A 25278-nucleotide genomic window follows, 5' to 3' on the forward strand; every position below is an offset into this window, starting at 1 on the left:
AATAATGCAACCCCTTATGAAATACTCAACGCTTATTTTAATCAACCTCTCTGTAAACAACCCTGAGATTTCTTACACCTAAATCACCACAAACTCCGCATTGGTCATGGCTAGTCCCGTGCCAACGGCAGCAATTTGCACCGCAGCACCCGCGCCATTGCCATCCACGTCATATAACAGCGTACCCGCCGCATTGTTATAGATAATGAAATCATTGGCATCCAGCGCTTTTGTACCGATCCTGAACTGCCCGGCAGCCAATGTGCCAGTTGCCATCAACGCAGTAAATACCGCATTCTCAAGCTGAATGGTGTCATTGGCTACGCTATAGTCAGTGATCGCATCAATGTGGGCGGCCGTGGCAAACCGAAAAATATCGCTGCCTGTTCCGCCGGTTAACGTGTTGGTGCCTGCACCGCCATTCAACATATCATTGCCGCTGCCACCGTTGAGCGTATCGTTACCCGCCAATCCATTTAACTGATTGGCAGCTAAATTGCCAGTGATCACATTCGCTTGACCATTACCTGTGCCATTCACCGCGGATGTGCCGGTCAACGTAAGATTTTCCACATCGACGGGTAGCGTGTAAGTCAATCGACTGCTGACCGTATCCGTGCCCTCGTTAAGTTTTTCAGTAACGATATCGCCCGCATTCTCAACCAAATAAGTGTCATTCCCCGATCCTCCCGCCATCGTATCCGCTCCCGACCACCCGATAAGAATGTCGTCACCCGCTCCACCATTAAGCGCATCATTACCGGCATCGCCATTGAGTTGATTGGCGGCATTGTTGCCGGTGATGACGTTGTTCAAACTATTGCCTGTACCATTGATCGCCGCTGTGCCGGTCAGTATCAGATTTTCCACATTGATGGGCAATATGTAAGTCAACCGGCTGCTGACGATATCCGTACCTTCGTTGGATTTTTCGTAGACGACATCACCGGCATTCTCAACAAAATAACTGTCATTGCCTGGCCCGCCGATCATGGTATCCGCGCCGGACCAGCCGACCAGCATGTCGTTACCTGCCTTACCATTCAACACGTTATTGGCATCATTACCTGTCAAACTATCATTGAAGCCGCTGCCAATTACATTCTCGATCTTGGTGATGGTATCCAATCCCGCACTGCCGGTATTCTGCTGTGCGGTAATGTTCAGTGAAACGGTTACCGCACCAGTAGCAGAGTCGTAAGTAACGGTATCGTTGTTGGATAGTGTGCCTGTCAACACATTGTTGCCCGCCGTGCTGGCAACCAGCACTCCCGCACCGCCGGAGAAATTTTTACTACCGGTAAGCGGTGCCGCCACGCCATCGGAAATGCTGGCTTCCACCGTAAAAGCGCCGGTGAAATTCGCCGCCAGGATGAAAATCACATTCGCCAACAATGCATTGACATCGGCCAGCGCACCGCTCGCCATCCATATCCCCTTACTCGCATCATAGGTCGATGCCACAGCGCCCGACGCACCGGTACTCAAAGCACCCGCCGCAACATTCGACAACTTCAGCGTTACCGTCACGTTGGCGCTATCCGGATCGCTCACAACGATATCCTGCAGGTTCAGTGGCGTGTTTTTGGTATATTTCTCGGCTACCGTCACACTGTTGACGTTCGGTGCGTTGTTGTTGAGGTAGAAACTTTCACCCCCAGAATAAGCACCCCCATACGAATAAAGATCGGAGACAAAGGCATCCAAATCACCATCTCCGTCGATATCTGCAAAGGTATCAACAGAAAAACTTGTGCGCTGAACTTTCCCTGGCAAACCAAATGGGCTATTGCCTTCAAAAGAAAACACCGGGGTATCCGCTGTCCCCATGTTTCGGTAAAAAAATGTGCCACTAAAGGCATCCTGATCACCATCATGGTCGACATCAATAAAAGTAGGAGAACTTGTTAAGCCAAATGCGTCGGCTTGAGGAGCGGCAAATACCGGATTATTCACGGTTCCAGTATTTTTAAAAAACAAATCATTGACAAAAATATCCAGATCGTTGTCGTTGTCGATATCAACAAAAATAGGACGTGCATAATAGCCTACATCAGTCAAACCAAATGGATTGGTTTGCGGTGCAGCAAACACCGAATTACTTACTGTTCCGGTATTTCTATAAAATAGCGTATTGCCGCTGGAATCACCGACAAAGGCATCCAGATCGTTATCATGATCGATATCAACAAATGCGGGACTAGCAAAATTGCCAACATCGGTCAAGCCAAATGGATTGGTGACAGCAGTGGTGCTGAAATTCCAGATATTGGCTGTTCCGGTATTTTCGATAAACAACACATCACCGCCTTCAACACCATCAATACCGCCAAAATAAGATTGGCCTATGAAAGCGTCCAAATCGCCATCCCCGTCAATATCGACAAAGGTAGGACTGAGACCGAAGCCCAAATTGGCTGCATTACCAAGCCCACCATGTGAAGTAAAGAATGGATTAATGCCAGTTCCCGTATTTTCAAAATACAGATTGTTCTCAAAGGCGTCCAGATCGCCATCGCCATCGATATCGACAAAGTTGGTGAAAGGATCGCCTGCAACCAAACCAAACGGACTACCACCGACACGGTAAAATTTGGGATTGCTGGCTGTTCCGATATTTCTAAAAAACAAATTACCGCTGCCCGTATAATGGGACCAACCCACGAATGCATCCAAGTCGCCGTCGCCGTCGATATCAACCAAGGTGGGAGAAGCCGAGCTTCCCATGTTGATCAAACCGAACGGATTGACTACCGGGGCAGCGAATGCTGGATTGGTGGCCGTTCCGGTATTGCTAAAAAACACCGTATCACCACCATAATTTCCAACGAAAGCATCCAGATCGTCATCGCCGTCGATATCCGCAAAAATAGGAGCAGTATTATAATAGGCCCCTCCCACATTACTTAAACCAAATGGGTTTGTGATTGATGCCGCAAAGACAGGGTTGCTCGCCGTACCAGTATTCCTCGAAAACAACACATCTCCACCAGAATTAATCATGAAGGCATCCATATCGCCATCATCATCAATATCAAGAAATTCCGGGAACTCACTCAAACCAAATGGATTATTGACGGCAATTGAAAAAACAGGATGATTGATCGTACCGGTATTCCTGGAAAACAATACATTGCCAGTATAGTTTTCCATAAAGGCATCTAAATCGCCATCGCCATCGATATCAACAAACGATGAGAAATTATCCAAACCAAACGGTTTAAAAGCCTTGAAATCAAAAACTGGATCGGCCATATCATTTCTCCCTAAGATAAGTATTAACGTTTAACCCTATGCAATGTATTACTGACCGCTCGCTGCAAATGCTGATGGAGTTGTTTTTCAATCGGCTGATGATGATAGGAGGGTGACACATAGGATGAAATCAATTCCACTTGGGTTTGCTCACCATCCTGCCACGACTCTGCCACCGCAAAACCGATCATCTGTCCTTCAACTGATGCAGATATGCCAATCAATTCGCCGCGTTGCGGCTGGGTTTGCCAGCGTTTTTGCAAACTGGGGTTCGTCATTGCTTCATAAGGAAGCAGGCTTTCCGGGGTGAGATGAAGGACTTTCTGATACTTGATCGCCGGCTCGTCCGATTGACCCAATTGTGAAGCACGCGGCACGCCGGGCACCTGCACCGGTTGACTCAAACCGGGACGCTTTACCGTCGGTTTAGTCACAATCAATCCTCCTGAGCCGGGAAAAGAAATCATGCGGTCAATGTCATCATCCTGGAAACCCAGCGCCCTGGGTTTACGGACATTCGGCAGCACCACGACATCGAACAATTCCTGCACGACGCCTTCAATGGTCAGCGTGTGGATGATATTGCCGGACTTGAGATCAATAATCATCAGGCCGCATTGCGACGTCATGTTATCCGCCGCAAGCCGCTGCTCCAATGACAAGCCGGAAAAAACTTTTGAACGCAGTTTTGATAAGCCAACCAAGGCATAATTTTTCCAGAAGGCCAAACCCCGCACGAAACCTGGGCAGAATAGCACCGGCACAAATGTATCGCCATCCAAATAACCAAACTCGCCGGTACCGGAATTGAGCAACCACAATTTGCCTTGATACCAGCGCGGGGAATGCGGCATGGACAAGCCGGTGGCGATAATTGCATCGCTGGGCATGTGCATCACCACGCCGCCATCCAGGCGATGATTGCGCCAGCCCGCCGCTTCGTCTGTGGCGCTGCACGCGGTCACATACGCGGGTTTTCCATCCTGCATGGCCAAGCCATTCAAGTGACAACGATCTTCGGCTGCAAGTTTGGTGATAAATGGCGGTTTCCACACAGGGGCGAAACTGAATCCTGGTTGCAAGGTGGCGACACAACTGAAATCAGTGTTAATAAACAATAGCTTTTGTTCTTCAGTGACTACGATATCATGCACATTCAGATCACCCGTGGTATGGGATTGGCTGGGCACATACAAACGATCGCAGCCATGCTGTTGCTCGTCTTGTGCCAAACGATTTTCCAGTTGCCAAATCTGGTAACGGGTCGCCATGTAGAGATTCTCATCGCTGGCATACAAACCCATCGGCTTGTCAAACAGGCGCTCATTCACGGCCAAATGGCCATTTTCCTTCCTTCCGACTAAAAACAACCGATTGGCTTGATAGGTCGTGAAAGCAAAACTGATATGTTCATTTTCCAACCACTGATACAGCTGATCGGAAGCCTGCATGGTGACAGCAGGCGGATTGTTGGGCGCCGATGGTTGGGTCATGGATTGATCCAGGCTAGTGGTTGATGTGAACGCAAAGCTAAGAGCCCGTCTCTTCGCTTCGGTAACACATTGGCTACAAAATTTCCGTCATTATTTCAACGACAGGCTCTCCAATGCTTTTTGATGATCCCATTTGCCATGAAACAGTTGACCTTTTTTCTCGAGTGTGCGATCGCTGGTCCAAGTCAGATAATTGCCGTCCGGTGTAAATACCGGCAACCCGTCAAAGCCTTCTTTATCCGTCACACGCACCGGCTCTTTCTGGCCGTCGATATCGACGATGTACAGTTCAAAATTGCGGTGTCCATGCACGTTCGTCGCAAAAATGACATATTTTCCGGACGGATGATAAAAAGGCGCCCACGACATGACATTCAAGCGCGTGATTTGCTTCTGGTCGGTGCCATCGATGTTCATGGTAAAAATCTCAGCGTCCCGGCCATTCTCAGAAAAACGCCGCCACACGATTCGCTTCCCATCCGGACTGAAAAACGGGCCGCCGTCGTAGGTTTTGGTGTGCGTTAATCGTTTCACGCTGGAACCATCCGCGTCCATGATGTAAATATCGATCATGGCGGACGGATTGGCTTTGAAAAGCGCCGCTTCCTCAGCGGATAACTCTTCTGTATACGCCCGGCGGTTGGAAGCGAAAGCAATTAATTTGCCATCGGGTGACCAGGAGGCTTCGGCATCGTAACCCAGCGTTTTGGTAAGATTTCTGATGTTTCCACCGGTAAAATCGGTTTCATAGATATCATAAAACTCATCGTAATCCCACGCATACGATTGCCGCTCACCGGATTTCCTGCGCTCAATTTCCGCATCCATCTTGGCTTTTGCGCCGGCATCTTCGTGGGTCGATGAAAACAGCACTTTTTCCTGCGCAGGATGAACCCACGCGCACGTGGTTTTGCCATTTCCCGGTGAAACCTGTTGCACGGTACCGCTGGCAATATTTTTCAGGAAAATCTGATAAAAAGGATTGTCATCCGACAGTTCCGCCTGATAAACCATCCACTTCATGTCTTGGCGGTAATACGCTTCGCCGGCTCTTTTCTCCTTGACGGAAAGCTGCTGCTCACCGGTGATGAAATCCGCCGCACCGGCATGGCTGACCGCCAGGAAAGTCAGCGGTAATAAAAAGCTGCTCATGACAGCAGAATCAGTAAAAAAGGAGGTTTGCATATAATTTTTCATTGGTTTCATTTGACTTACAAGCCCTGTTGCTAAATGGAAAACATTTAAACATAGCTGCAAAAGGAAAGTAAACATTATGTATTATAGAATGCGTTTGGTGATGATCGTCGGCATCTGCCACAATGCCTCGAATAAATAACTTATCCCTATAAAAAAAGAATGCGAAAATTAATAAACCTCAGTGCGACGTGGGTTGCCGTCATCTATTGCGTGCTCTTTAGCATGGTTGTATCAGCCAACAACCAAACATTTCATCATCAGATGAAAATTGTGCTGGCACCCGACACTTCTAATATTCGTGTCGAAGATCATATCACTGTGCCGGAGCAATTCCAGCAGCACAACACACCGATTGCACTTGATTTCAGCCTGCACGCCGGTTTAACAATTACTGAGGTTCAAGGCGCGAAAATTACGCTGCGAGGGAGTGATGCTGCTGCGGGCAGATCCATCCCATTAAAGCATTACACACTCGCATTACCGCCCCAGCAGAAAGCGTTCACCCTGCATTTCAATGGCAGCATCAATCACCCGGTACAAGGCCCCGGCCAGGAATACGCGCGCAGTTTCAGTTATACCCCTGGGGTCATTTGGAATGAAGGGATTTTTCTGGCGAATTCCACTGCCTGGTATCCGCAGTTTGACGATGCCATGGTGTCGTTCCGGCTGGATATTCAGGTACCCGCCGATTGGGATGTCGTCAGCCAAGGTACTTTAGTGCGTGAGCACAAAACACCGACAGCCCGGCAGGTGGCTTGGGAAGAAAAACAACCGCAGGATGACATTTACATCGTTGCCGGGCGCTATCAACGTTACACACAATCCGCCGGAGCGGTGGACGCGCTGGTTTACCTGCGCAGCGCCGATGAAGCGCTCGCGCAGAAATATCTGGATACCACGGCGCAATATATCGCCATGTACAACAAGCTGCTCGGCCCCTACCCGTATACGAAATTCGCGCTCGTTGAAAATTTTTGGGAAACCGGCTACGGCATGCCTTCTTTTACGCTGCTGGGCCCCAAGGTGATTCGCTTCCCATTCATTCTGCATTCCTCATATCCGCATGAGATTTTGCATAATTATTGGGGCAACGGCGTGTTTGTCGATTATGCCAGGGGAAACTGGGCGGAAGGATTGACCGCCTATCTCGCCGACCATCTGGTCAACGAGCAACGCGGCAAAGGCGAAGAATATCGCCGTGACGTGCTGCAAAAATACGCAGATTTTGTCAACAAGGAAAAGGATTTCCCAATTATTCAGTTTGTGTCGCGGCATAGTGCCAGCTCGGAAGCCGTCGGTTATGGAAAAACCATGATGTTTTTCCATATGCTGCGCCAGGAATTGGGTGATGAAGATTTTGTGCGCGCGTTGCGGCAATTTTATAAACAGTTTACCTTCAAGCAGGCAACTTTTGACGACTTGAAGGCCACATTCGGCGCAGCGACAGGCAAGGATTTCTCCCGGCAATTTGACCAATGGGTGCACCGCAGCGGTGCTCCCAATCTATTACTGCGCCATGCGGAGGCCGAACCCACCGCGCAAGGATTCAGGCTCAAAGCGCAGCTCGAACAAACCCAGCCCGGCGAGTTGTATCAGTTGACGATCCCCATCTCGGTCACTTTGGAAGGAGAAGCGCAAGCGCATTCATCACAAATCACTTTCGATGGCAAGACGCACCAGATCGAAATGGATTTTCACGCGCGCCCCGTGCGCATCGACATCGACCCGCAATTCGATGTGTTCAGACGCCTGGATAGCCGCGAAATTCCTTCCGCGTTATCGCAAGGCTTCGGTGCTGAAAAGCCATTACTGGTGCTACCGGCAAAGGCTGACAAGGAAATACTGCAAGCATACCGCTCATTGGCGATGCAATGGCAAAAAACCCAATCGGCCGTGCTGGAAGTCATCACCGACGATCAATTAACTGTTTTACCCACAGACCGAACGGTTTGGATCATGGGCTGGCAAAACAAATTCAGCAACGCGCTACTCACCACCTTAGCGGAACAGGGTGTCGCTCATCAGCATGAAAAATTGCAACTCGATCAGCAAACATACCAACAGACTGAACACGCCATTGTATTGACGGTCAGGCAACCCTCCAAGCCAGATAACACGCTGTTATGGGTCGCCTCCGATCAGCCCAAAGCGATTGCAGAATTAGCCAACAAACTGCCGCACTACCGCAAATACAGCTATTTGGTATTTAAAAACGGCGATGAGCTGGCCAATGTGCATAAAGGCCAATGGCCTGTCACGCAATCGCCGCTCACCCGATGGGTACAGCAAAAAGACCATGCAACAGTGACTGCTGCTCACGCTGGCACCACAAAACCGCGCCGCGCATTGGCAGAGCTGCCACCGGTATTCTCCGAAGCTCGCATGCTGGCCGATATCACGCATCTATCCAGCGCCGCATTCAAGGGGCGTGAACTGGGCAGCCCGGAACTGGATACCGCGGCAGCCTATATCGCCAAACAATTTCAGCAGATTGGCCTAGTGCCGGGCGGTGATGGCAACAGTTATCTTCAGAACTGGCAACAGGATGTCGGTGCACCGAAAGGCAACATCGCGTTACGCAATGTCATCGGCATTTTACCGGGCACCAATCCGCAACTCGCCGAACAGAGCCTCATCATCGGCGCGCATTATGACCATCTCGGCATGGGTTGGCCGGATGTCCGCGCGGCACACCAAGGGAAGATCCATCACGGCGCGGATGATAATGCCAGCGGCATCGCCGTCATGCTGGAGCTGGCGCGGCAAATCGTTCCCAAATGGCAACCGGAACGCACCATCATTTTTGTAGCTTTTACCGGTGAAGAAGCCGGCCTGCTCGGCTCCAAGCATTACATCAGCAACACCAAAGACTTCCCAGCGGAAAAAATTGTGGCCATGCTGAATCTGGATACCGTCGGGCGGCTGAAAAAAAATCCAATCACTCTGTTTGGCACCGGAAGCGCGCGCGAACTGGTGCATGTTTTCCGCGGCGCAGGCTTTGTCACCGGCATTCCCGTTAATACCGTGCAAGACGATTTCGGCTCCAGCGACCAAGCCGCTTTCATCCAAGCCGGCATCCCCGCCGTGCAGTTTTTCGCCAGCGCACACGAGGATTACCATGCTCCCGGCGACACTGTGGATAAGATTGATTCCGCCGGATTGGTCAAAGTCGCTGCCATCCTAAAAGAAGCCACCGAATATCTGGCCAACCGCATCGAACCCCTGACTGTCACGTTGCAATCGCAAAACACACAAACCGAGCCCACACAAGCAAAAACCAAAGAAAAACGCAAAGCCAGCCTCGGCACCGTACCGGATTTTTCGTACCAGGGAGACGGTGTGCGCGTAGATAACGTCATCCCCGGCTCCCCGGCGCAACAAGCGCAGTTACAGGCGGGCGACATCCTGATTCAATTAGCGGGGCAACCAATCAGTGATTTGACGTCGTATGCTAATATTTTACGAACGCTTAAGGCGGGAGAGAAAACTGAACTGCGATATCGGCGGGATGGTGAGGTGAAGACAGTTGAAGTAGTGTTGGTTGAGCGGTAACTGGGTTCACGCAGATCGTTTTCCAACGACCTGCTAGGATTATCATGACTCAAAAAATTTCGGCGACTTGAATGAGTAATCAAAAAACCTACCAGCCACCCTACACGCTGACACCAGCCATTCTGAATCTAGTCGCCGAGATCAGCGAGCTCATCGGGCGTTATACCGTGCTGTCAGAACAAAATCTGACACCGCGTCTGCGCCGGGGAAACCGCATCCGTTCCATTCAGGCCTCGCTAGCCATTGAGAACAATACGCTGACGATTGAACAAGTTACGGCGGTCATTGAGGGCAAGCGGGTACTGGGACATCCACGTGAAATTCAGGAAGTGCGTAACGCCTTTGCTGCTTATGAAGCTATGGATAGCTGGGAAGCTGGCTCGCAAGATGATCTGCTGACCGCGCACGGCTTATTGATGTCCACATTGATGGATGAGTCTGGCGTTTATCGCTCCGGTGGTGTCGGGATATTTCAGGACAGACAATTGATCCACATGGCACCACCTGCCGACCGAGTGCCGCATTTAATGGCCGATTTGTTCTATTGGTTAAAGCATGCTGAAGAGCATCCGCTGGTGGCCAGTTGCGTATTTCACTATGAACTGGAATTCATCCATCCTTTTGCAGATGGCAATGGCCGCATAGGACGGTTGTGGCAAACCTTAATCCTGCGCAATTGGCAACCGCTGCTGGCTTATCTGCCGGTGGAAGCTATGATTCGCGATCGGCAGGATGTCTATTACCGGGTACTGGCAGAAGCGGATCAGCGCGCTGATGCCACGCTTTTTATTGAGTTCATGCTAAGTGCCTTGCGCGATGCAATCCGCGAAACTGTTCCGACCGACCAAGTAAGCGACCATGTAACCGATCAAGTAGCGCTACTGATTGAAGTGATTGGTATCTACGAACTAGGCAGCGCCGAATTGCTCAAGGCGTTGGCGCTTTCTCATCGGCCCACTTTTCGGAAAAATTACCTTGATCCTGCGTTGCAAGGCGGCTGGATTGAGCGCACACAACCTGATTCTCCGCGCAGCCCAACGCAACGCTATCGCTTGACTCACAGCGGCAAGCACTGGTTACAACAGCGGAAAAATTGAAAACAGGAAATCGGGTATAGCAACCCAGCTCTGCTTTGAATGCGCTGACTACCCGTCAGTTTCCCCTGATCTTGATATTGATTTCCGGTGCGCGGCGTTGAGCCGGTGGAAGTATGCGATTTAGCCCCAGCACCGTGATGCGGTGCGCGGCATTAAAGCTGGGTGCGCCGTCCTGGTCGCGCAGAATCGACGACACTTTATATTCCATGCTGCTGGCGTTGGGGTCAAAACGGATGTCGTGGATCCAGATGCCTGCCCGTTGCACCAGCTGATTTTCGCATTCGTAGGAAAGGTCCCAGCCTGTCAGCATCGGTACTGCATAATCATACGGTAAGTCATTGATGCGGAATGTTTGGGTGCGGACAATGCCGTCGGCGTTTTTGCGGCAGTTGCCGGTATTTGCTGTGCGCGGATTCAGCGCCAGAAAATCCGGGCGCAGTTTGACGCTGCTGCCGCGAATCAGCGCAGTACGTGTTTTAATTCGGTGTGTGCGTATGGTGTTATCTTTAAAAATGGTCTGAGTGACCCAGTGCGGACTGCCGTCCGAATTGGGTGAAATGCCGGTTTGAGATAGGCTGTAAGCCGCTTGCAGCAAACGGTAATCGGCACGATCCGCCCATTTGCAGGGAGGGAAACGCAATTCACACTCAAAGGTGTCATCGAATTGAAAATCAAATCCGCGCGGCATGATCGCAATCGCATCATTGCCTTTGAGCGTACCTTTGCTTCCGGTATTTTCCAGCGTGGCAACCGCGCCTTGATTTTTATTTTGCAGTGTCGAGGTATCTATACCGCTGTAATCACCCTCTACCGTGGCATCAAACCAGGCTGAGTGATAGCCGAATGCGCTATAAAACACACAAAATTCGTAGGCATCGTTACGGTTCTGATCGTCCAGCTTGCCTTGCACTTCAAACATCAGCATGGCAGACCCCGTATTCCTCACCAGCTTGCTGTGCGTAATGTCAGCACGCATCGAATTGACTTCTTGTTCGCTTTGCAGATAACGCAAATCCCAGCCATTTAGCACGACCGTGCCGCTATCCACATAGCCGGGCATTTCGATCCATTGTAGAATGGTTGCAACCTCCGCGCCATTTTCGCGCTGCATGCACTTGCTGCCTTCAATCAGGATGAATTTGCCAGCATCCTCAAAAACCGTTTTTCCCGATGATTTCAAGGATAATTGCTCAAACGGTGTGGCAATTTTTGATCCAGTCGCTGAATCTGCAGGTTTCTTCTCCTGAGTTTTGGATGCACATGCAACTAGTAGCAGCAGCATGCCTAGTGCAAGTAACATCAGTGTATGGCGAATCATTCATTTTCTCCAAAAATCAGTGTTGTGTGACAAAAAAACACCTGCAAATTGATTCCGCATCACCGCAAATCATACCTGCTCAATCAACTTTTAATCCGGCTGATTCTGGCGACATCCTTGATGCGCCTCAGGCTGCGCAGGATTTGTGCGAGATGGTGCCGATTATTCACTTGCAAAATAAAGCGCATTCGCGTGTAATCCCCATCACTTTCCATCGCAATGTCGTCGATATTCGATTCCGCTTTGGCTATTTCGGCGGCAACCCGGGCTAATACCCCCTGTTTGTTTACTGCCGTTACTTTGATGCTGGCTTCAAAGGTTCTGGCGACATCTTTTCCCCATGCCACATCCAGGTAATTCTCCGAGCTTTTCTGACTATTGGCGATGACTGCGCAATCATGCGCATGAATGACGAGGCCGTGATCCTTTTTAATCATCCCCACAATGGCATCGCCTGGAATGGGGCGGCAGCATTTGGCAAATTGCACCGTCAATCCTTCAGTTCCCAATATCGTAATCGGTCCTGCTGTCTGCTCACTGGACACTGATTCCAGCGGCATGGTCAGACGTTTTGCCACGACAGCAGGAAACTGCTTGCCCAGCGCCATTTCAGCCAGCAATTCATCTTTTGATTTGACGCCGCTGTCGCGTACTAATTTTTCCCACTGCGCTTCATTAATCGTATCCGGATTGATATTAAAAGACAGCAGCGCCTGGTTGAGCATACGTTCACCCAACTTGACCGATTCGTCGTATTGGATGTTTTTCAGGAAGTAACGAATATGTGAGCGCGCCCTTCCCGTTGCCACATAACTGAGCCACGAGGGATTGGGCTTGGCGTAAGGCGCAGTGACGATTTCCACCCGGTCACCCGTTTTTAATAGGGTGCGCAACGGCGCATTCTCACCGTTGATCTTCGCGGCTACACAGCAATTACCCACATCGGAATGCACGGCATAGGCAAAATCGACCGCCGTCGATCCTCTTGGCAGCGTCAGGATTTTTCCCTGTGGCGTAAACACATACACATCACCGGGAAACAAATCAATTTTGAGGTGCTCCAGAAACTCCAAAGAATCTGTCGAGCCACTCAGTGCTTCCACTAGGCTCTGCAACCACTGACTGGTTTCCGGGTGCAGATCATTAAAATCATCATCCGAGCTTTTATACAGCCAATGCGAAGCCACACCGTTTTCGGCGATCCGATGCATCTCGGCGGTACGAATCTGCATTTCGATCGGTATGCCGAACGGCCCCAGCAAAGTGCTGTGCAGTGATTGATAACCATTGTTCTTAGGGATGGCAATGTAGTCCTTGAATTTTCCCGGAATCGGCTTGTATAAACTATGCAGCATGCCTAATGCGACATAACATGAAGGAATATCTTTGACAATGACACGAAATCCATAAATATCCAGCACTTCTGAAAACGACAAATGCTTATCCACCATCTTCATATAAATGCTGTACAAGTGCTTTTCGCGTCCGGTCACTTCCGCATCCAGTCCCACCTCTTTTAATTTGAGATTTATGGCGTCAAGAATTTTGCCAACAACCTCACGACGATTGCCACGCGCCGCTTTAGTCGCCTTCACCAGCACTTTATACCGCATGGGATAGGAATATCGAAAACCCAGCTCCTGCAATTCCTGGTAGATATTATTAAGTCCTAAGCGATGCGCAATGGGTGCATAAATTTCCAGCGTTTCACGGGCAATGCGGCGTTGTTTTTCGTGATTCATCACATCAAGCGTTCGCATATTATGCAACCGATCAGCCAGCTTGATGAGTATCACACGGACATCCCGCGCCATCGCTAACAGCATCTTACGGAAATTCTCAGCCTGGGCTTCTTCCTGTGTCTGGAATTCAATTTTGGTCAGTTTGGAGACGCCATCCACCAGTTCTGCCACGGGCTCACCAAACCGTTCGCTGATTTCAGCTTTGGAGATATCCGTATCTTCTACGACGTCATGCAATAAAGCGGCTGTCAGGGTGGGTGCATCCAAATGTAGCTTGCCAAGAATTCTGGCCACCGCCAAAGGATGCGAGATATAAGGTTCGCCCGATTTGCGAAATTGCCCGGAATGAGCGCCTTGGCCAAATAAATAGGCATTTCTAAGCTGAGCAACATCTTCGGATTTAAGATATTGGGATGTCTCGGAAAATAGAAGTTCTGCTTCAGGCATAGACTTTGATGTGCTGTCAGTATTTTTCAATGTGAATCACAAATCAGAGTCTGCTTAAGGAAAACTCTAAGCGGCCCCTTTAAGCTGAACTCTGATAGGGATTATATGCCGGGATTTACTTGGAATGAAAGCAAGTAATTTTTGCTTATTTCTGAAACCAAGTTCTAGTAGTGCGGTGTGGTGATATGATGCCTCGAATAGCTTGATTGATCACAGGCTTAACAGCCTGTGATCAATCAACGCATAGATCAAATCAATGCATACCGTATTCAAAAATGCTGAATGCGCAATTACATGTTTTTCGGATTGAGAATATCCAACCCTATTTTGCCTTGTGCCAGTTCACGCAGTGCGATAACTGTCGGCTTATCGCGTGCGGGCTCGACCAAAGGTGCCGACCCGATCGCCAATTGCCTGGCTCGTGTCGTAGCAACCAGCGTCATATCAAAGCGATTAGGAATTCTCTTTAAACAATCATCTACAGTAATTCGTGCCATGGTTTTTATCTCGAATATAGGAATATACAACTGGATTTTACAATCAAGAATTAGCAAACTACGCCATTCTTTATAAGAACTTACAACAACTGGGTAATGAGTGATTGATATTTTATCACTTGCCGATCCCGACTCAGGCGTTCCGCGCTGATGATGCAAGTCAGATCATTCAGTGCTTCTTCCAGTTTACTGTTAATAATAACATAATCGAACTCACCGATATGACTGACTTCTTCACGTGCTGCAGCGAGCCGTTTCTGAATCACTTCTGAATTATCTTGTGCCCGCGTTTTTAATCGCGTTGCCAAGGCATCAATGGATGGAGGAAGAATGAAGATGGCCGCTGATTGAGGAAAAATGTGACGTACTTGTTTTGCACCCTGGCAGTCTATTTCAAGCAATATATCTTGCCCGGATGCTATGGCTTCATTTATCCATTGTTGCGAAGTGCCATACAGATTGCCATACACTTCCGCACTTTCCAGAAACTCTCCATTGACCAGCATCTTCTGGAATGCATCTTTACTCACAAAATGATAATCCCTGCCATCAACTTCTCCCGAGCGGGGCGGGCGTGTGGTATGCGAAACCGATAGACTGAGATGGGGATCCGATTGGAGCAATGCTCTAACCAGACTGGTTTTTCCAGCACCGGAAGGTGCGCTAATGATAAATAAGCAACCTGCAGTTTTAATCATTTTGTATCGATATCGAGTCAGTATTTATTTCAAGTTTAATGCTGTCAATATTTGCCCTTTTAGCGTCTTGATGAGTCTTGTCTCTTCGGATGTTATTCCTTCGGGTGCTGCAAATTCACGATCCGCATAGATGAAACCAATAGGCTTTTTATTGAAAACCAAAGGAAGCACAATAAAACTGCATGTATCCGGCAATAAATTTTGATGCCAGCGCGGCAATAACTCACGCACTTTGGGTGCTGCAGCATTTGAAATGAATAAATCGGTATCTCTTGCCATCGCAAGATAAAACAAATCCGTTGACAGAATAGCCGGGAAACAGAAGGCTTTTTGATACTCAGGATCATTCCTCCCTACGGAGCTACGCGCCCGATATTGATGTTTCTGATCGTCCCTTAAACAGAGTGTGACAAAGCGAAAACCCAGGCTATTATAGTAATGCTCAAGAATCAACATGACCAACTCACTCAGTTTGTAATTATTGGCGACCATCATTTCTGCAACATCCTGAACCGCTGCCAACAATAATACAGAGGCGTTATGCGGCTTACCGCTGGGATAGCGTTGAACAACCTGTGCATCATCGGCAGTGGTATCCGCAAGTATCAGTTCAGTTAGCACATCTTCATCAGCATTTAAATGCAGCCCTGTATCTTTCATATCCGCGCTGATTTTGCCCTTTTTCACAACCGGCAATAGATTCACATTGACTTGTAGTGCAGAAGTTTCTTCCGTTGCATCGTTGATCAATATGTCCAGTTTAGATTTGTTCAGATCAAGCGCTTTGCCAAACCGAGCAAGTAATTTATTTTCCAGCTCCAAATTTCCTGATGCACAGGACTTGATGATCAGCGGCACTGCTTTATCACTCAATTCCGTAGCTTGTTGCATCCATTCCTGTTTGTTCTTTGGAGAACTTAAGGTACCCGCAGGCTTACTCTTAATTGCTTGAATAATGCTGGCCGGAATATTCCATTTTTCCAGAATCGTTTCTGTAAAATCATTCAGACTGAATCCCAATACTTGCATCGATGCCTGTTCTGGTGTGTGCGCGCCTTGTTCGATACAAGCTATCATCTCTTCATATTTGTCGTGATCATGTGCGGCAAGTAGTAGACGACCGGTATTCTTAAATAATGCAGCCACTGCAATTTCTTCGCCATCCTTAAATTGACTATGCTTGGCGAGTTCCCGGCCTATCATACTGGCCGCCAGCGCATGGATCAATTCAGTACGCACATACTCTGCGCGCTTACCCGACATCATACCATCAACCAATAATATGGCTAACGCACACGTCCTGACAGTGTCAAAACCGAGCAAAAAGATTGCCTTAGTGATGCTGGTAACTGCTTGGGTAGAACTGGAACGAAAAGTTATCGAATTGGATAAGCACAGAATTTTCTGCGCCAATGAAACATCTGACAATATAAAGTGTGACAGTTGTCGTATAGACTCATCCTCTGACGAAGATAATTGAATAATATAAGAGATGGATCCACCCAGTGACGGAAGATTGGGGTCGTCACTAATAGCCCTTAACAGCTTTTCTTTAGTGGAGGCCGTTGGTCTTTTTTTTGTCGATGAAATGTCATCAGTTCCTGATGAATTCTCTTTATAAAGTAGTTCCGTAGCCATAATCATCTATGAAAGAAAGTGGTCGTATATGTCGCAAGAAATCCCATCGCATCTACTACAAAACAATTACTTATGGTTATCATTCTGTAAAGAGTTACTTACAAACATAGCAAAAACCTTATCATCGGCACGGCCAAATATTAGTTGACAATAAATTAACCAATCCCGCGTTTCTTAAAATAATTCTGATGATATGCTTCAGCCACGTAAAATCGAGTGACCGGTAGAATCTGAGTGACAACCGGATCTTGCCAGCGACCACTATGCTGCAGTCTATTCTTGGATTCTTGAGCGATGAGTTCTTGTTCTGGTGTGAAAAAAAAGATAACTGAACGGTATTGCGAACCCATATCAGGACCTTGACGATCCTGCGTGGTCGGATTATGGCAATTCCAGAAACATTCCAGCAGCGCTTCAAAGCCTACTGCCCCCGGATCATACTCCACCAAAACCACTTCAATATGGCCTGTCGTATCGGTACACACTGCCTCATATGTTGGATTGTCAGTGTGTCCGCCGGAATATCCGCAAGTGGCGTTGACGACCCCTTTGATATTGCGAAAGGCTGCCTCGACTCCCCAAAAGCAGCCCGCTCCGAAAATGATCTTGCTTGTTGCCATGAATATTTTACTCAACTTGGAAAATTAACAATTTCATCTTCTTATCTTTCTTTGCGTGCCTTCTCAATCAACAGTTCCAGAGTTTTGATCGTATCTTGTGGTGTACCACCCATTCTTCCACTGGTCAGGTATTTCCCATTTACAACCAAGGCAGGGACACCATTCAGCTGATACTGCCGGGTCATCTGTGTTGATCTTGCTACCTGATTCTGTACACCGAAAGACTTATAAGTGGTTTCAAATTTTTTCCTATCGACGCCCTGCTTCTCAATCCAATCAAACAGCACTGATTCATTATTCAAATCAATTTTGTCACGATGCATGGCGTCATAAGCTTTATCGTGTAACACATCCGCTATTCCCATGGCCTCAATCGCATAATATATTTTTGCAGCCGCTACCCAGTTGGCGCGGAGAATCGCCGGTACATACCGAAAACTGACATCACCGGGAATGTTCGGTAGCCATGTTTTGAGATGCGGATGCAAACTATAGCAATGCGGACAGCCATACCAGAAAAACTCCAACACCTCGATTTTATTAGCATCCTGCGTCGGCTGCGGGTTAGTCAAAACCGTGTAGTCCTTACCCTCAACGATATCGGCGCGCGCACTCAAGCTATTGATCAAGCCAAAACTCAGTAATAAAAAGAAAACTGCAAACGATTGACGATAATTCATCTTAACTCCTTAAGCAAATGATCTAATTGACTATTTCATTTCGTCTTATACGAAATTCTGGAAAACTGCAAACCGATAAGTAATAAAATTAGGGCGTTTTAATAAATTGCGTGGCGATTCCATTTTCTCTTAAGGAAGCGCTGGTTTGATCAACATCTTCCTTTTTAGTAAAAGGCCCGACACGCACCCTATACCAAACCCCTTTATCCGCCAAATCAATTGGTTGTACGGATGCCAATACACCCAGCAATGCGAGTCTTGCTTTCAGGTTTTCTGCTTCATCATTTTTCTTGAATGATCCCGCCTGCAGAAAGTATTTTTCTGTCGATTTAGCCTGCTTGACTTGCGGCGGCGCTACAGGCTGTTGCACAGTTTCTGGGAGAATGCGCGGATGAACTGACGCAGATTGTTGTTTGGTTTCAATCGGACTGATGACGGGAGGTGTCGGAGCAGGTTGCCGCGCAATCTCAGCCAGTTTGCTGCTGCTTTCCGGAATTTTAGCAGTAACCGGTGGCTGAGCGGGCCGCGCATCAGCTTGCCTGCTCGTTTGATCGACTTCCGGTTCATCGATGCCTGGCAGTATCTTATAAAAATCAAAACGGGGTTTTTCTTCGACCGCACTTAACAGCTCTTCTTGAACTGGTTTTGCGGGCGTTTTGAGTTGCTCAGCAGGTGCTGCTTGCGGCTCGCTTTTCGCAGATGAACCAGCAACTTTCTCAGTGGATAAAAAAGGACTGGGCGCGTAGTTAAGATACAACCATATGCCGATCGCACTCATAAGACCTAACGCATAACCAACGAATCCTCCAAAAAATGCTGAACCGCCTTTTTCATCCGCGGATTTTGAAGATTTTCGGGCTTTGTAATCTCGACTCATGAATGTCCTTGTATGTTAACTCGACTACATTTTATCAGGTGCGCTAACACCCAGTAACCCAAGACCATTATTCAGTATCTGCCGAATGGATGCAATGAGTGCCAGGCGTGCATGCAGCAGTGGAATTTCAGGTACCAGGAAACGCGTTGAATTATAATAACTATGAAATTCACTGGCCAGTTCTCTGAGGTAGAAGGCGATCAGATGCGGTGAAAATTCCTTGGCAGCCATCTCCACAGTATCCGGAAAATCGATCAATTTCTGCAGCAAAGCCAATTCGACCGGGCTGGATAATGCTTGCATATCGGCTTCAGCCAGATCGTCCACATCGCCATCCCATTGCGCCAGAACGCTGCACACGCGGGCATGTGCATACTGGACATAATAAACCGGATTGTCGTTGCTTTGCGATTTGGCCAGATCCAAATCAAAATCCAAATGCTGATCGCTTTTACGCATCACATAAAAAAATCGTGCGGCATCCTTGCCAACTTCCTGGCGTAATTCCCGTAGCGTGACAAATTCGCCGGAGCGTGTCGACATGGACGCTTTTTTGCCGTCCCGATAGAGTACCGCAAATTGCACCAGCGCGATTTCCAGTCTTGCAGGATCCAATCCCAGCGCCTGCAAGGCACCTTTTACCCGCGCAATATAACCATGATGGTCCGCGCCCCAGACATTGATGACCTGATCAAAACCCCGCTCAAATTTATTCAGGTGGTAAGCGATGTCCGAAGCAAAATAGGTGAACTGCCCGTTTTCTCGTTGCACAACCCGGTCTTTCTCATCGCCGAAATCCGTTGAACGAAACCAGGTGGCGCCATCTTGCTGATACAAGTAATGTTTCTTGTTAAGCAATTGAATGGTATGCGCGACAAGACCACTATCAAACAATGATTGTTCGGAGAACCAAGTATCGAATTCCACACCGAATTCCATTAAATCATTGCGGCAATCCCCTAATTGTTCTGTCAGGACAAAATTGTGCAGATAAGCATAATCCTGGCCAAGGATTTTTTTTGCATTTGCAATCAACTGATCCAATTGCTCGTCGGTATCGACCGCCGTAGTGTGGGCCGTTTCCGGCAAGCCATCCAACAGTAAGGCCGACTGATGTACGTAGCGATCAGTATGTGCCTGGAAGATCAGTTGCGCCATGGTTTTCACATACTCACCCTGATAAGCATTCGCCGGAAATGGCATATGCACATGATTCAGTTCCAGATAGCGCAACCAGGTAGACAACGTCAGGATATCCATCTGCCGCCCCGCATCATTGACGTAAAATTCACGCGACACGTTAAAACCCGCTGCTGCCAATATATTAGAAAGGCTGGCACCGATGGCCGCCCCACGCCCATGACCGACATGCAGCGGCCCGGTCGGATTGGCTGAAACAAACTCCACTTGAATCTTTTTCCCCTGACCAAAACCACTATGACCGAACGCATTTTTGCTTTGTAAAATATGATGCAAATATTGCTGCTTGGCGGAATTTTTCAAAAACAGGTTGATAAACCCTGCACCTGCTATCTCCACTTTCTCTAAATAAGGCGAAGGTGGCAGCGCAGCAATTAACAAATTGGCGATCTCACGCGGATTTTTATGCAAAGGTTTGGCTAGTTGCATGGCCAGATTGCACGAATAATCCCCATGACTGGCTTGTTTGGTGCGCGTCAGTTCAATACGCAGGGTGTCATCCGGTGTCGTAATGGCGCTGGATGCCTCACGGAAAAGTTCGATAAAATGTGTTTTAAAGTTTGGGTAATCAGATGAAGTCATGGTTGAGAATAAGCGATTCAGTGGTTTGATCGAGCTGAATTACAGCACATAATGTGGATTGCCATTGTCTGAAAATTCGATGTATTTTATCAGGTACACAGATCAGACCGCAGATTGCTGGCGATGCGTTTCAAAAAGACAAATTCCCGCGCTGACGGCAACATTCAAGCTTTCGATACTGCCTTGCATCGGAATTCGCACCAATTGATCGCAGCTCTCGCGAGTCAGGCGCCGCAGTCCTTTTTCTTCGGAACCGAACACCCAGGCGACAGCGCCTTTGATCTGGAAGTGCGTCAAGTCATGTTCAGCATCTTCCGCGGTGCCAAAAATCCACACGCCTTGCTCTTTCAACTGCTTCAGTGTACGTGCCAAGTTGGTGACAGCAATGTAAGGCACAGTGTCTGCGGCACCGCTGGCAACTTTATACACAGCCGCAGTCAATCCGACCGCCCGGTCTTTCGGCGCAATCACAGCATGCACGCCAAACGCATCGGCGACGCGCAAACAGGCACCTAAATTGTGCGGATCCTGGATTCCATCCAATACCAACAGCCGTGCAGGTTCGGTCAATGTATCCAGCACATCGTTGATATCGACGTAACTGCGGTTACTATCGATATTGGCCACGACCCCTTGATGACGGTCGCCACCGGCCATGTTGGTGAGTTTTGATCCGTCACAGGAGACCCAATGAATTTTCCGGCTTTCAGCTAGCTTGATTAAGTCGCGCGCACGCTGATCACCGCGCATGGCATCGATAAATATCTCTTTGATGCTATCCGGATTCTGCCGCAAACGACTGGTAACCGCATGAAAACCAAAAATAAGGCGAGTGCTGGACATAATCCTTTCTTAACAAACCTGGGAACTCTGCTAAACAATACTTCCTGGCTGCGTATTGTAAAACAATTTAAGCATTAGAGCGATTTCTTGCTTTTGGATGAAGCCTTTACTTTCGATCGAACCGGTTTTTTATCCGGATCAGCCAACACAAAATCGATTTTGCTGGTTTCCAGATCGACGCGAACCAATTTGACGCGTAACCGGTCGCCAAGGCGGTATTGTTTGCCGCTACGTTCACCCAGCAGGCTATGTTTGGTGGCGTCGAAATGAAAATAATCACTCGGCAGTTCTGAAATGTGCACAAGCCCTTCCACATACACGTTATCCAAAGCCACAAACAAGCCGAACCCCGTCACGCTGCTGATTACGCCGTCGAAACATTCACCGATTTTATCCTGCATATAAAAACACTTGAGCCAGGATTCGACATCACGCGTTGCGTCATCGGCACGCCGCTCGGTCATTGAGCAATGCTTACCCAGCTCCTGCCAATCTCCAGGTTGATAGGTTTCACCGGCGAGCACCGCTTTAATCGCACGATGTACCAGTAAATCAGGGTAGCGGCGGATTGGCGAAGTAAAATGTGTATAGGACTCGTACGCAAGTCCGAAATGCCCGGTGACATCGGGGCTATAAACAGCTTGCTGTAAAGATCTCAGCATGACCGTTTGCAACAACTGCGCATCCGGTCTACCGCATATTTTAAGCAGCGTCTGCGCATAATCTTTGGCACTGGGTTTTGTTTTTCCACCCAATTGAATGCCGAATTCCTTGAGAAAATTGCGCAAAGTGACAACTTTTTCGGGTGTTGGGTCTTCATGAATGCGATACAGCGTCGTCTGACCGTGTTTTTGCAGAAAATCTGCGGCGCAAACGTTCGCTGCCAGCATGCATTCTTCAATCAGACGATGTGCTTCGGTACGCTGTACCGGCTCAATCTTCTCGATTTTTCCGTGCTCATTGAAAAACATTTGCGTTTCAATGGTCTCAAAATCAATCGCCCCGCGTTTCTTACGCGCTTTCAGTAATGCCTTGAATAGCTTATAGATAAGCTGCAAATGCGGTAACAGCGCCGCATGTTCCCTGGCTTCCGCACCTTTGGGATCAGCCAGCATTGCAGCCACTTTCGTATAGGTCAGCCGTGCATGCGAGCACATCACAGCCGGATAAAATGAATAATCCAGTATGTCGCCATTCGTCTCAAACTGAATTTCACACACCATGCAGAGGCGTTTTTTGTCCGGATTGAGCGAACATAATTCGTTCGACAAAACCTCGGGCAGCATCGGGATGACGCGGCGTGGGAAATAAACGGAATTGCCGCGATTCAACGCTTCCTCATCAATCACATCATGTGGTTTGACATAGTGGCTGACATCCGCAATCGCCACATACAGCCGGTATCCCTTGTCTTCTTTTTCGCAAAAAACGGCATCGTCAAAATCCCGTGCAGTTTCGCCGTCAATGGTCACCAGCGGCAGGTGGCAAATATCTTTGCGCCCTGCCAATTCTTTCTTTAATACATTCTTGGGAAATTTTGCTGACAGCTTCTCAAGTTCGGGAGAAAACACATGCGGAAGATCATGTTTACGCAGCGCAATTTCAATCTCCATGCCAGGCGCCGTGTAATCGCCAAGAATTTCAATAATCTTACCGATGGGTTGTGTTTGTTTATTGGGCTGCTGGATAATTTCCACCATCACAACCTGACCCGCTTTGGCTTTGAGCGAATGCTCCTGGGCGATCAGAATATCCTGGCTGATGCGTTTGTTTTCCGCCTCCACAAACAGAATACCGTGATCGATATGTAACCGGCCTACCAACTGTGAATTGGTAGATTCCAGCACTTCCACAATGACGGCCTCCCGGCGTCCGCGCCGATCCAACCCGATTTCACGCACTAAAACCCGATCACCGTGCAGCGCTTTGTGCATCTCCTTGGCGCTCAGGTACAGATCCGGGCTACCGTCATCCGGAATCAGGAAGCCAAACTCGTCTGCATGCCCCTGGATTCTGCCTTTGATCAAATCCAGTTTTTCCATGACGCAAATATCGCCTTTGCGGTTGCGGAAAATCTGACCTTCGCGAATCATCGCCGTCAACCGACGGTTGAACAACGCTTCTTCTTCTTTAGTAATCGCCAGTATTTTCTGCAATGCGTGCTCGGCAGTCGGGATTCCTTGCTGTTGCAAAATCTGCAAAATATATTCCCGGCTTGGCAATGGATGCTCATAGCGTTCTTTTTCACGCTGATAATGCGGATCCAGGTTACGCAGCTTTTGCTTCTTCTTATTTGACAAAACAGTGGTTTCCTATAGAATTACGCGTTCTTTCGCAGCCTGACTAGGCTGCTGTATTGCCCAGATGGCGGAATTGGTAGACGCGCATGGTTCAGGTCCATGTGCCTTCGGGTGTGGAGGTTCGAGTCCTCTTCTGGGCACCATCAAGCATCATCAAGTTGTTAAGTATTAATAAAGTTATTTTTTATTAAAAACTTCCATGACTTAAACTCTGCCAAAATAAATTTACCGCACAAACTTTAAGTAGTCAATTAAGCCACTCAATCTCAATTTTGATCTTATATCACATTCTCCGGCATTGTTTCCTAAAAATAGAATCAATCCAGCAAACTCAATACCCGCCTCACACGCCAACACATGACACGAATCTCTGTTAATTGTTTATTGATGGGCATCAATAATCGATTGCATGGATGCAGCAATAATCACAACAAGTTGTATGTTGGTGAGATAGAACAACCACTTAGCATAAGTCTCCGTTGAGATACGCAACCAATTCATAAAAAAATCTCTAAAAGCAATGTGAGATAGAACAACCACTTAGCATAAGTCTCCGTTGAGATACGCAACCAATTCATAAAAAAATCTCTAAAAGCAATTTGCACCATGATCACGGTGCTTGTAATCAATAGAAATATTGACAGCTCATATTCGATCATTTTGATCATTTTCCCTATTTGTTATTGACCGGCCACGACAGAACAACAGCATGGTAAATATCTCCGCATGGTCATCGTGCGAACACCAGCAAGCCAGATTCTTTCCGGTCAATTCAACACGGACATCCGCCACCGGTTCTTCATATGATCACAGTATGCCGGAATTGCGGTCAAAATTGGCGATGCTGTTCTTCGATCTTGTTTTATTAGGGAATGTGCCTGAATTGCACTGTTCGGTGGGGTAACCCTGGCAGAATTTGAGCGGAAGCCACCACAAAACGCAACGTTTGCGTCAGCTGATGCGACTAAACGTTGCGTTCCTTACAATCTGTAAGGATGAAATGATGACTATTGTTTCACGAAAGCGCCATTCTGTTTGATCCAGAATTCGTTGGTGACTGTATTGAAGATAGTATCAGCATCGGTAGCAAAACAATCCGGCACGGTCTGGCTGGTCGTGGTATCTTTTCTCACCATAGTAATCGGCGGAGTAATCGTAATTCCCTGAATATTTTCAAATTCACTGCCAAATTGTGCAGTCATGTCATAACAGACATCGGAGTTTATAATCAGGTTAGCTCCT

Annotated in this window: 17 protein-coding genes, 1 tRNA gene and 1 pseudogene; 4 read left to right on the forward strand and 15 right to left on the reverse strand. The window is 48.1% G+C overall.

Features of this window, described 5'->3' with window-relative positions:
* Positions 1-78: 78 nt before the first annotated feature.
* The 3 genes from Q0K92_RS10460 to Q0K92_RS10470 all read right to left on the reverse strand — a co-directional run bounded on the left by Q0K92_RS10460 (position 79) and on the right by Q0K92_RS10470 (position 5933).
* A complete protein-coding gene (locus Q0K92_RS10460) occupies positions 79-3255 on the reverse strand; it encodes an FG-GAP-like repeat-containing protein (RefSeq protein WP_297325751.1) in 3177 nt (1058 codons plus the stop codon).
* Positions 3256-3278: 23 nt separating this feature from the next.
* The gene (locus Q0K92_RS10465) at positions 3279-4748 is read right to left on the reverse strand and encodes a TIGR03032 family protein (protein WP_297325752.1); all 1470 of its coding nucleotides are present in this window, start codon (positions 4746-4748) and stop codon (positions 3279-3281) included.
* A 90-nt stretch (positions 4749-4838) separates the two neighbouring features.
* Entirely contained in the window at positions 4839-5933 is a 1095-nt protein-coding gene (locus Q0K92_RS10470) for a biopolymer transporter Tol (RefSeq protein WP_297325753.1), read from the reverse strand.
* Positions 5934-6206: 273 nt separating this feature from the next.
* Here Q0K92_RS10470 and Q0K92_RS10475 point away from each other — a divergent pair, with 273 nt between their 5' ends.
* Entirely contained in the window at positions 6207-9497 is a 3291-nt protein-coding gene (locus tag Q0K92_RS10475) for a M20/M25/M40 family metallo-hydrolase (RefSeq protein ID WP_297325754.1), read from the forward strand.
* Between the two features lie 71 nt (positions 9498-9568).
* Complete coding sequence (locus Q0K92_RS10480; RefSeq protein WP_297325755.1) at positions 9569-10594, forward strand: Fic family protein; 1026 nt, start codon at positions 9569-9571, stop codon at positions 10592-10594.
* Positions 10595-10649: 55 nt separating this feature from the next.
* Here the strand turns inward: Q0K92_RS10480 and Q0K92_RS10485 are convergent, their stop codons facing one another.
* The 11 genes from Q0K92_RS10485 to rnr all read right to left on the reverse strand — a co-directional run bounded on the left by Q0K92_RS10485 (position 10650) and on the right by rnr (position 24036).
* The gene (locus Q0K92_RS10485; protein WP_297325756.1) at positions 10650-11912 is read right to left on the reverse strand and encodes a hypothetical protein; all 1263 of its coding nucleotides are present in this window, start codon (positions 11910-11912) and stop codon (positions 10650-10652) included.
* A gap of 83 nt (positions 11913-11995) precedes the next feature.
* Positions 11996-14101, reverse strand: coding sequence for a bifunctional (p)ppGpp synthetase/guanosine-3',5'-bis(diphosphate) 3'-pyrophosphohydrolase (locus Q0K92_RS10490; RefSeq protein WP_297325757.1), 2106 nt, complete (start codon positions 14099-14101; stop codon positions 11996-11998).
* Positions 14102-14391: 290 nt separating this feature from the next.
* A complete protein-coding gene (gene rpoZ, locus Q0K92_RS10495; RefSeq protein WP_297325758.1) occupies positions 14392-14598 on the reverse strand; it encodes a DNA-directed RNA polymerase subunit omega in 207 nt (68 codons plus the stop codon).
* A gap of 80 nt (positions 14599-14678) precedes the next feature.
* Positions 14679-15296 (reverse strand): guanylate kinase, encoded by a 618-nt coding sequence (gene gmk / locus Q0K92_RS10500; RefSeq protein WP_297325759.1) that lies wholly within the window; start codon positions 15294-15296, stop codon positions 14679-14681.
* A 24-nt stretch (positions 15297-15320) separates the two neighbouring features.
* Positions 15321-16940 (reverse strand): HDOD domain-containing protein, encoded by a 1620-nt coding sequence (locus tag Q0K92_RS10505; protein ID WP_366084311.1) that lies wholly within the window; start codon positions 16938-16940, stop codon positions 15321-15323.
* A gap of 149 nt (positions 16941-17089) precedes the next feature.
* Positions 17090-17554 (reverse strand): peptide-methionine (S)-S-oxide reductase MsrA, encoded by a 465-nt coding sequence (gene msrA, locus Q0K92_RS10510; RefSeq protein ID WP_297325761.1) that lies wholly within the window; start codon positions 17552-17554, stop codon positions 17090-17092.
* A 41-nt stretch (positions 17555-17595) separates the two neighbouring features.
* A complete protein-coding gene (locus Q0K92_RS10515; RefSeq protein WP_297325762.1) occupies positions 17596-18234 on the reverse strand; it encodes a thiol:disulfide interchange protein DsbA/DsbL in 639 nt (212 codons plus the stop codon).
* 88 nt (positions 18235-18322) lie between these two features.
* Positions 18323-19111 (reverse strand): SPOR domain-containing protein, encoded by a 789-nt coding sequence (locus Q0K92_RS10520; protein WP_297325763.1) that lies wholly within the window; start codon positions 19109-19111, stop codon positions 18323-18325.
* A gap of 24 nt (positions 19112-19135) precedes the next feature.
* A complete protein-coding gene (argS, locus tag Q0K92_RS10525; RefSeq protein WP_297325764.1) occupies positions 19136-20893 on the reverse strand; it encodes an arginine--tRNA ligase in 1758 nt (585 codons plus the stop codon).
* 102 nt (positions 20894-20995) lie between these two features.
* Entirely contained in the window at positions 20996-21736 is a 741-nt protein-coding gene (rlmB, locus tag Q0K92_RS10530) for a 23S rRNA (guanosine(2251)-2'-O)-methyltransferase RlmB (RefSeq protein ID WP_297325765.1), read from the reverse strand.
* A 74-nt stretch (positions 21737-21810) separates the two neighbouring features.
* Complete coding sequence (rnr, locus tag Q0K92_RS10535) at positions 21811-24036, reverse strand: ribonuclease R (protein ID WP_297325766.1); 2226 nt, start codon at positions 24034-24036, stop codon at positions 21811-21813.
* Between the two features lie 58 nt (positions 24037-24094).
* On the opposite strand from rnr, the gene Q0K92_RS10540 reads away from it, so the two are divergent.
* Both Q0K92_RS10540 and Q0K92_RS10545 read left to right on the forward strand, forming a co-directional pair.
* Positions 24095-24179, forward strand: a tRNA-Leu gene (locus Q0K92_RS10540).
* A gap of 566 nt (positions 24180-24745) precedes the next feature.
* Entirely contained in the window at positions 24746-24940 is a 195-nt protein-coding gene (locus tag Q0K92_RS10545) for a hypothetical protein (RefSeq protein WP_297325767.1), read from the forward strand.
* A 103-nt stretch (positions 24941-25043) separates the two neighbouring features.
* Here Q0K92_RS10545 and Q0K92_RS10550 read toward each other — a convergent pair.
* Positions 25044-25278: pseudogene (locus tag Q0K92_RS10550) on the reverse strand (hypothetical protein); the annotation flags it as partial.

This window comes from Nitrosomonas sp. (assembly GCF_024282095.1).
Taxonomy (GTDB): domain Bacteria; phylum Pseudomonadota; class Gammaproteobacteria; order Burkholderiales; family Nitrosomonadaceae; genus Nitrosomonas.

Bases quoted from the DNA above. Each gene is read 5' to 3' on its own strand.
- Q0K92_RS10490 (WP_297325757.1), bottom strand. From the start codon at position 14,101: ATGCCTGAAGCAGAACTTCTATTTTCCGAGACATCCCAATATCTTAAA.
- Q0K92_RS10470 (WP_297325753.1), bottom strand. From the start codon at position 5,933: ATGCAAACCTCCTTTTTTACTGATTCTGCTGTCATGAGCAGCTTTTTA.
- Q0K92_RS10520 (WP_297325763.1), bottom strand. From the start codon at position 19,111: ATGAGTCGAGATTACAAAGCCCGAAAATCTTCAAAATCCGCGGATGAA.
- Q0K92_RS10545 (WP_297325767.1), top strand. From the start codon at position 24,746: ATGGTAAATATCTCCGCATGGTCATCGTGCGAACACCAGCAAGCCAGA.
- rpoZ (WP_297325758.1), bottom strand. From the start codon at position 14,598: ATGGCACGAATTACTGTAGATGATTGTTTAAAGAGAATTCCTAATCGC.
- argS (WP_297325764.1), bottom strand. From the start codon at position 20,893: ATGACTTCATCTGATTACCCAAACTTTAAAACACATTTTATCGAACTT.
- Q0K92_RS10475 (WP_297325754.1), top strand. From the start codon at position 6,207: ATGAAAATTGTGCTGGCACCCGACACTTCTAATATTCGTGTCGAAGAT.
- Q0K92_RS10515 (WP_297325762.1), bottom strand. From the start codon at position 18,234: ATGAATTATCGTCAATCGTTTGCAGTTTTCTTTTTATTACTGAGTTTT.
- Q0K92_RS10505 (WP_366084311.1), bottom strand. From the start codon at position 16,940: ATGATTATGGCTACGGAACTACTTTATAAAGAGAATTCATCAGGAACT.
- Q0K92_RS10465 (WP_297325752.1), bottom strand. From the start codon at position 4,748: ATGACCCAACCATCGGCGCCCAACAATCCGCCTGCTGTCACCATGCAG.
- gmk (WP_297325759.1), bottom strand. From the start codon at position 15,296: ATGATTAAAACTGCAGGTTGCTTATTTATCATTAGCGCACCTTCCGGT.
- Q0K92_RS10485 (WP_297325756.1), bottom strand. From the start codon at position 11,912: ATGATTCGCCATACACTGATGTTACTTGCACTAGGCATGCTGCTGCTA.
- Q0K92_RS10480 (WP_297325755.1), top strand. From the start codon at position 9,569: ATGAGTAATCAAAAAACCTACCAGCCACCCTACACGCTGACACCAGCC.
- msrA (WP_297325761.1), bottom strand. From the start codon at position 17,554: ATGGCAACAAGCAAGATCATTTTCGGAGCGGGCTGCTTTTGGGGAGTC.
- rlmB (WP_297325765.1), bottom strand. From the start codon at position 21,736: ATGTCCAGCACTCGCCTTATTTTTGGTTTTCATGCGGTTACCAGTCGT.
- Q0K92_RS10460 (WP_297325751.1), bottom strand. From the start codon at position 3,255: ATGGCCGATCCAGTTTTTGATTTCAAGGCTTTTAAACCGTTTGGTTTG.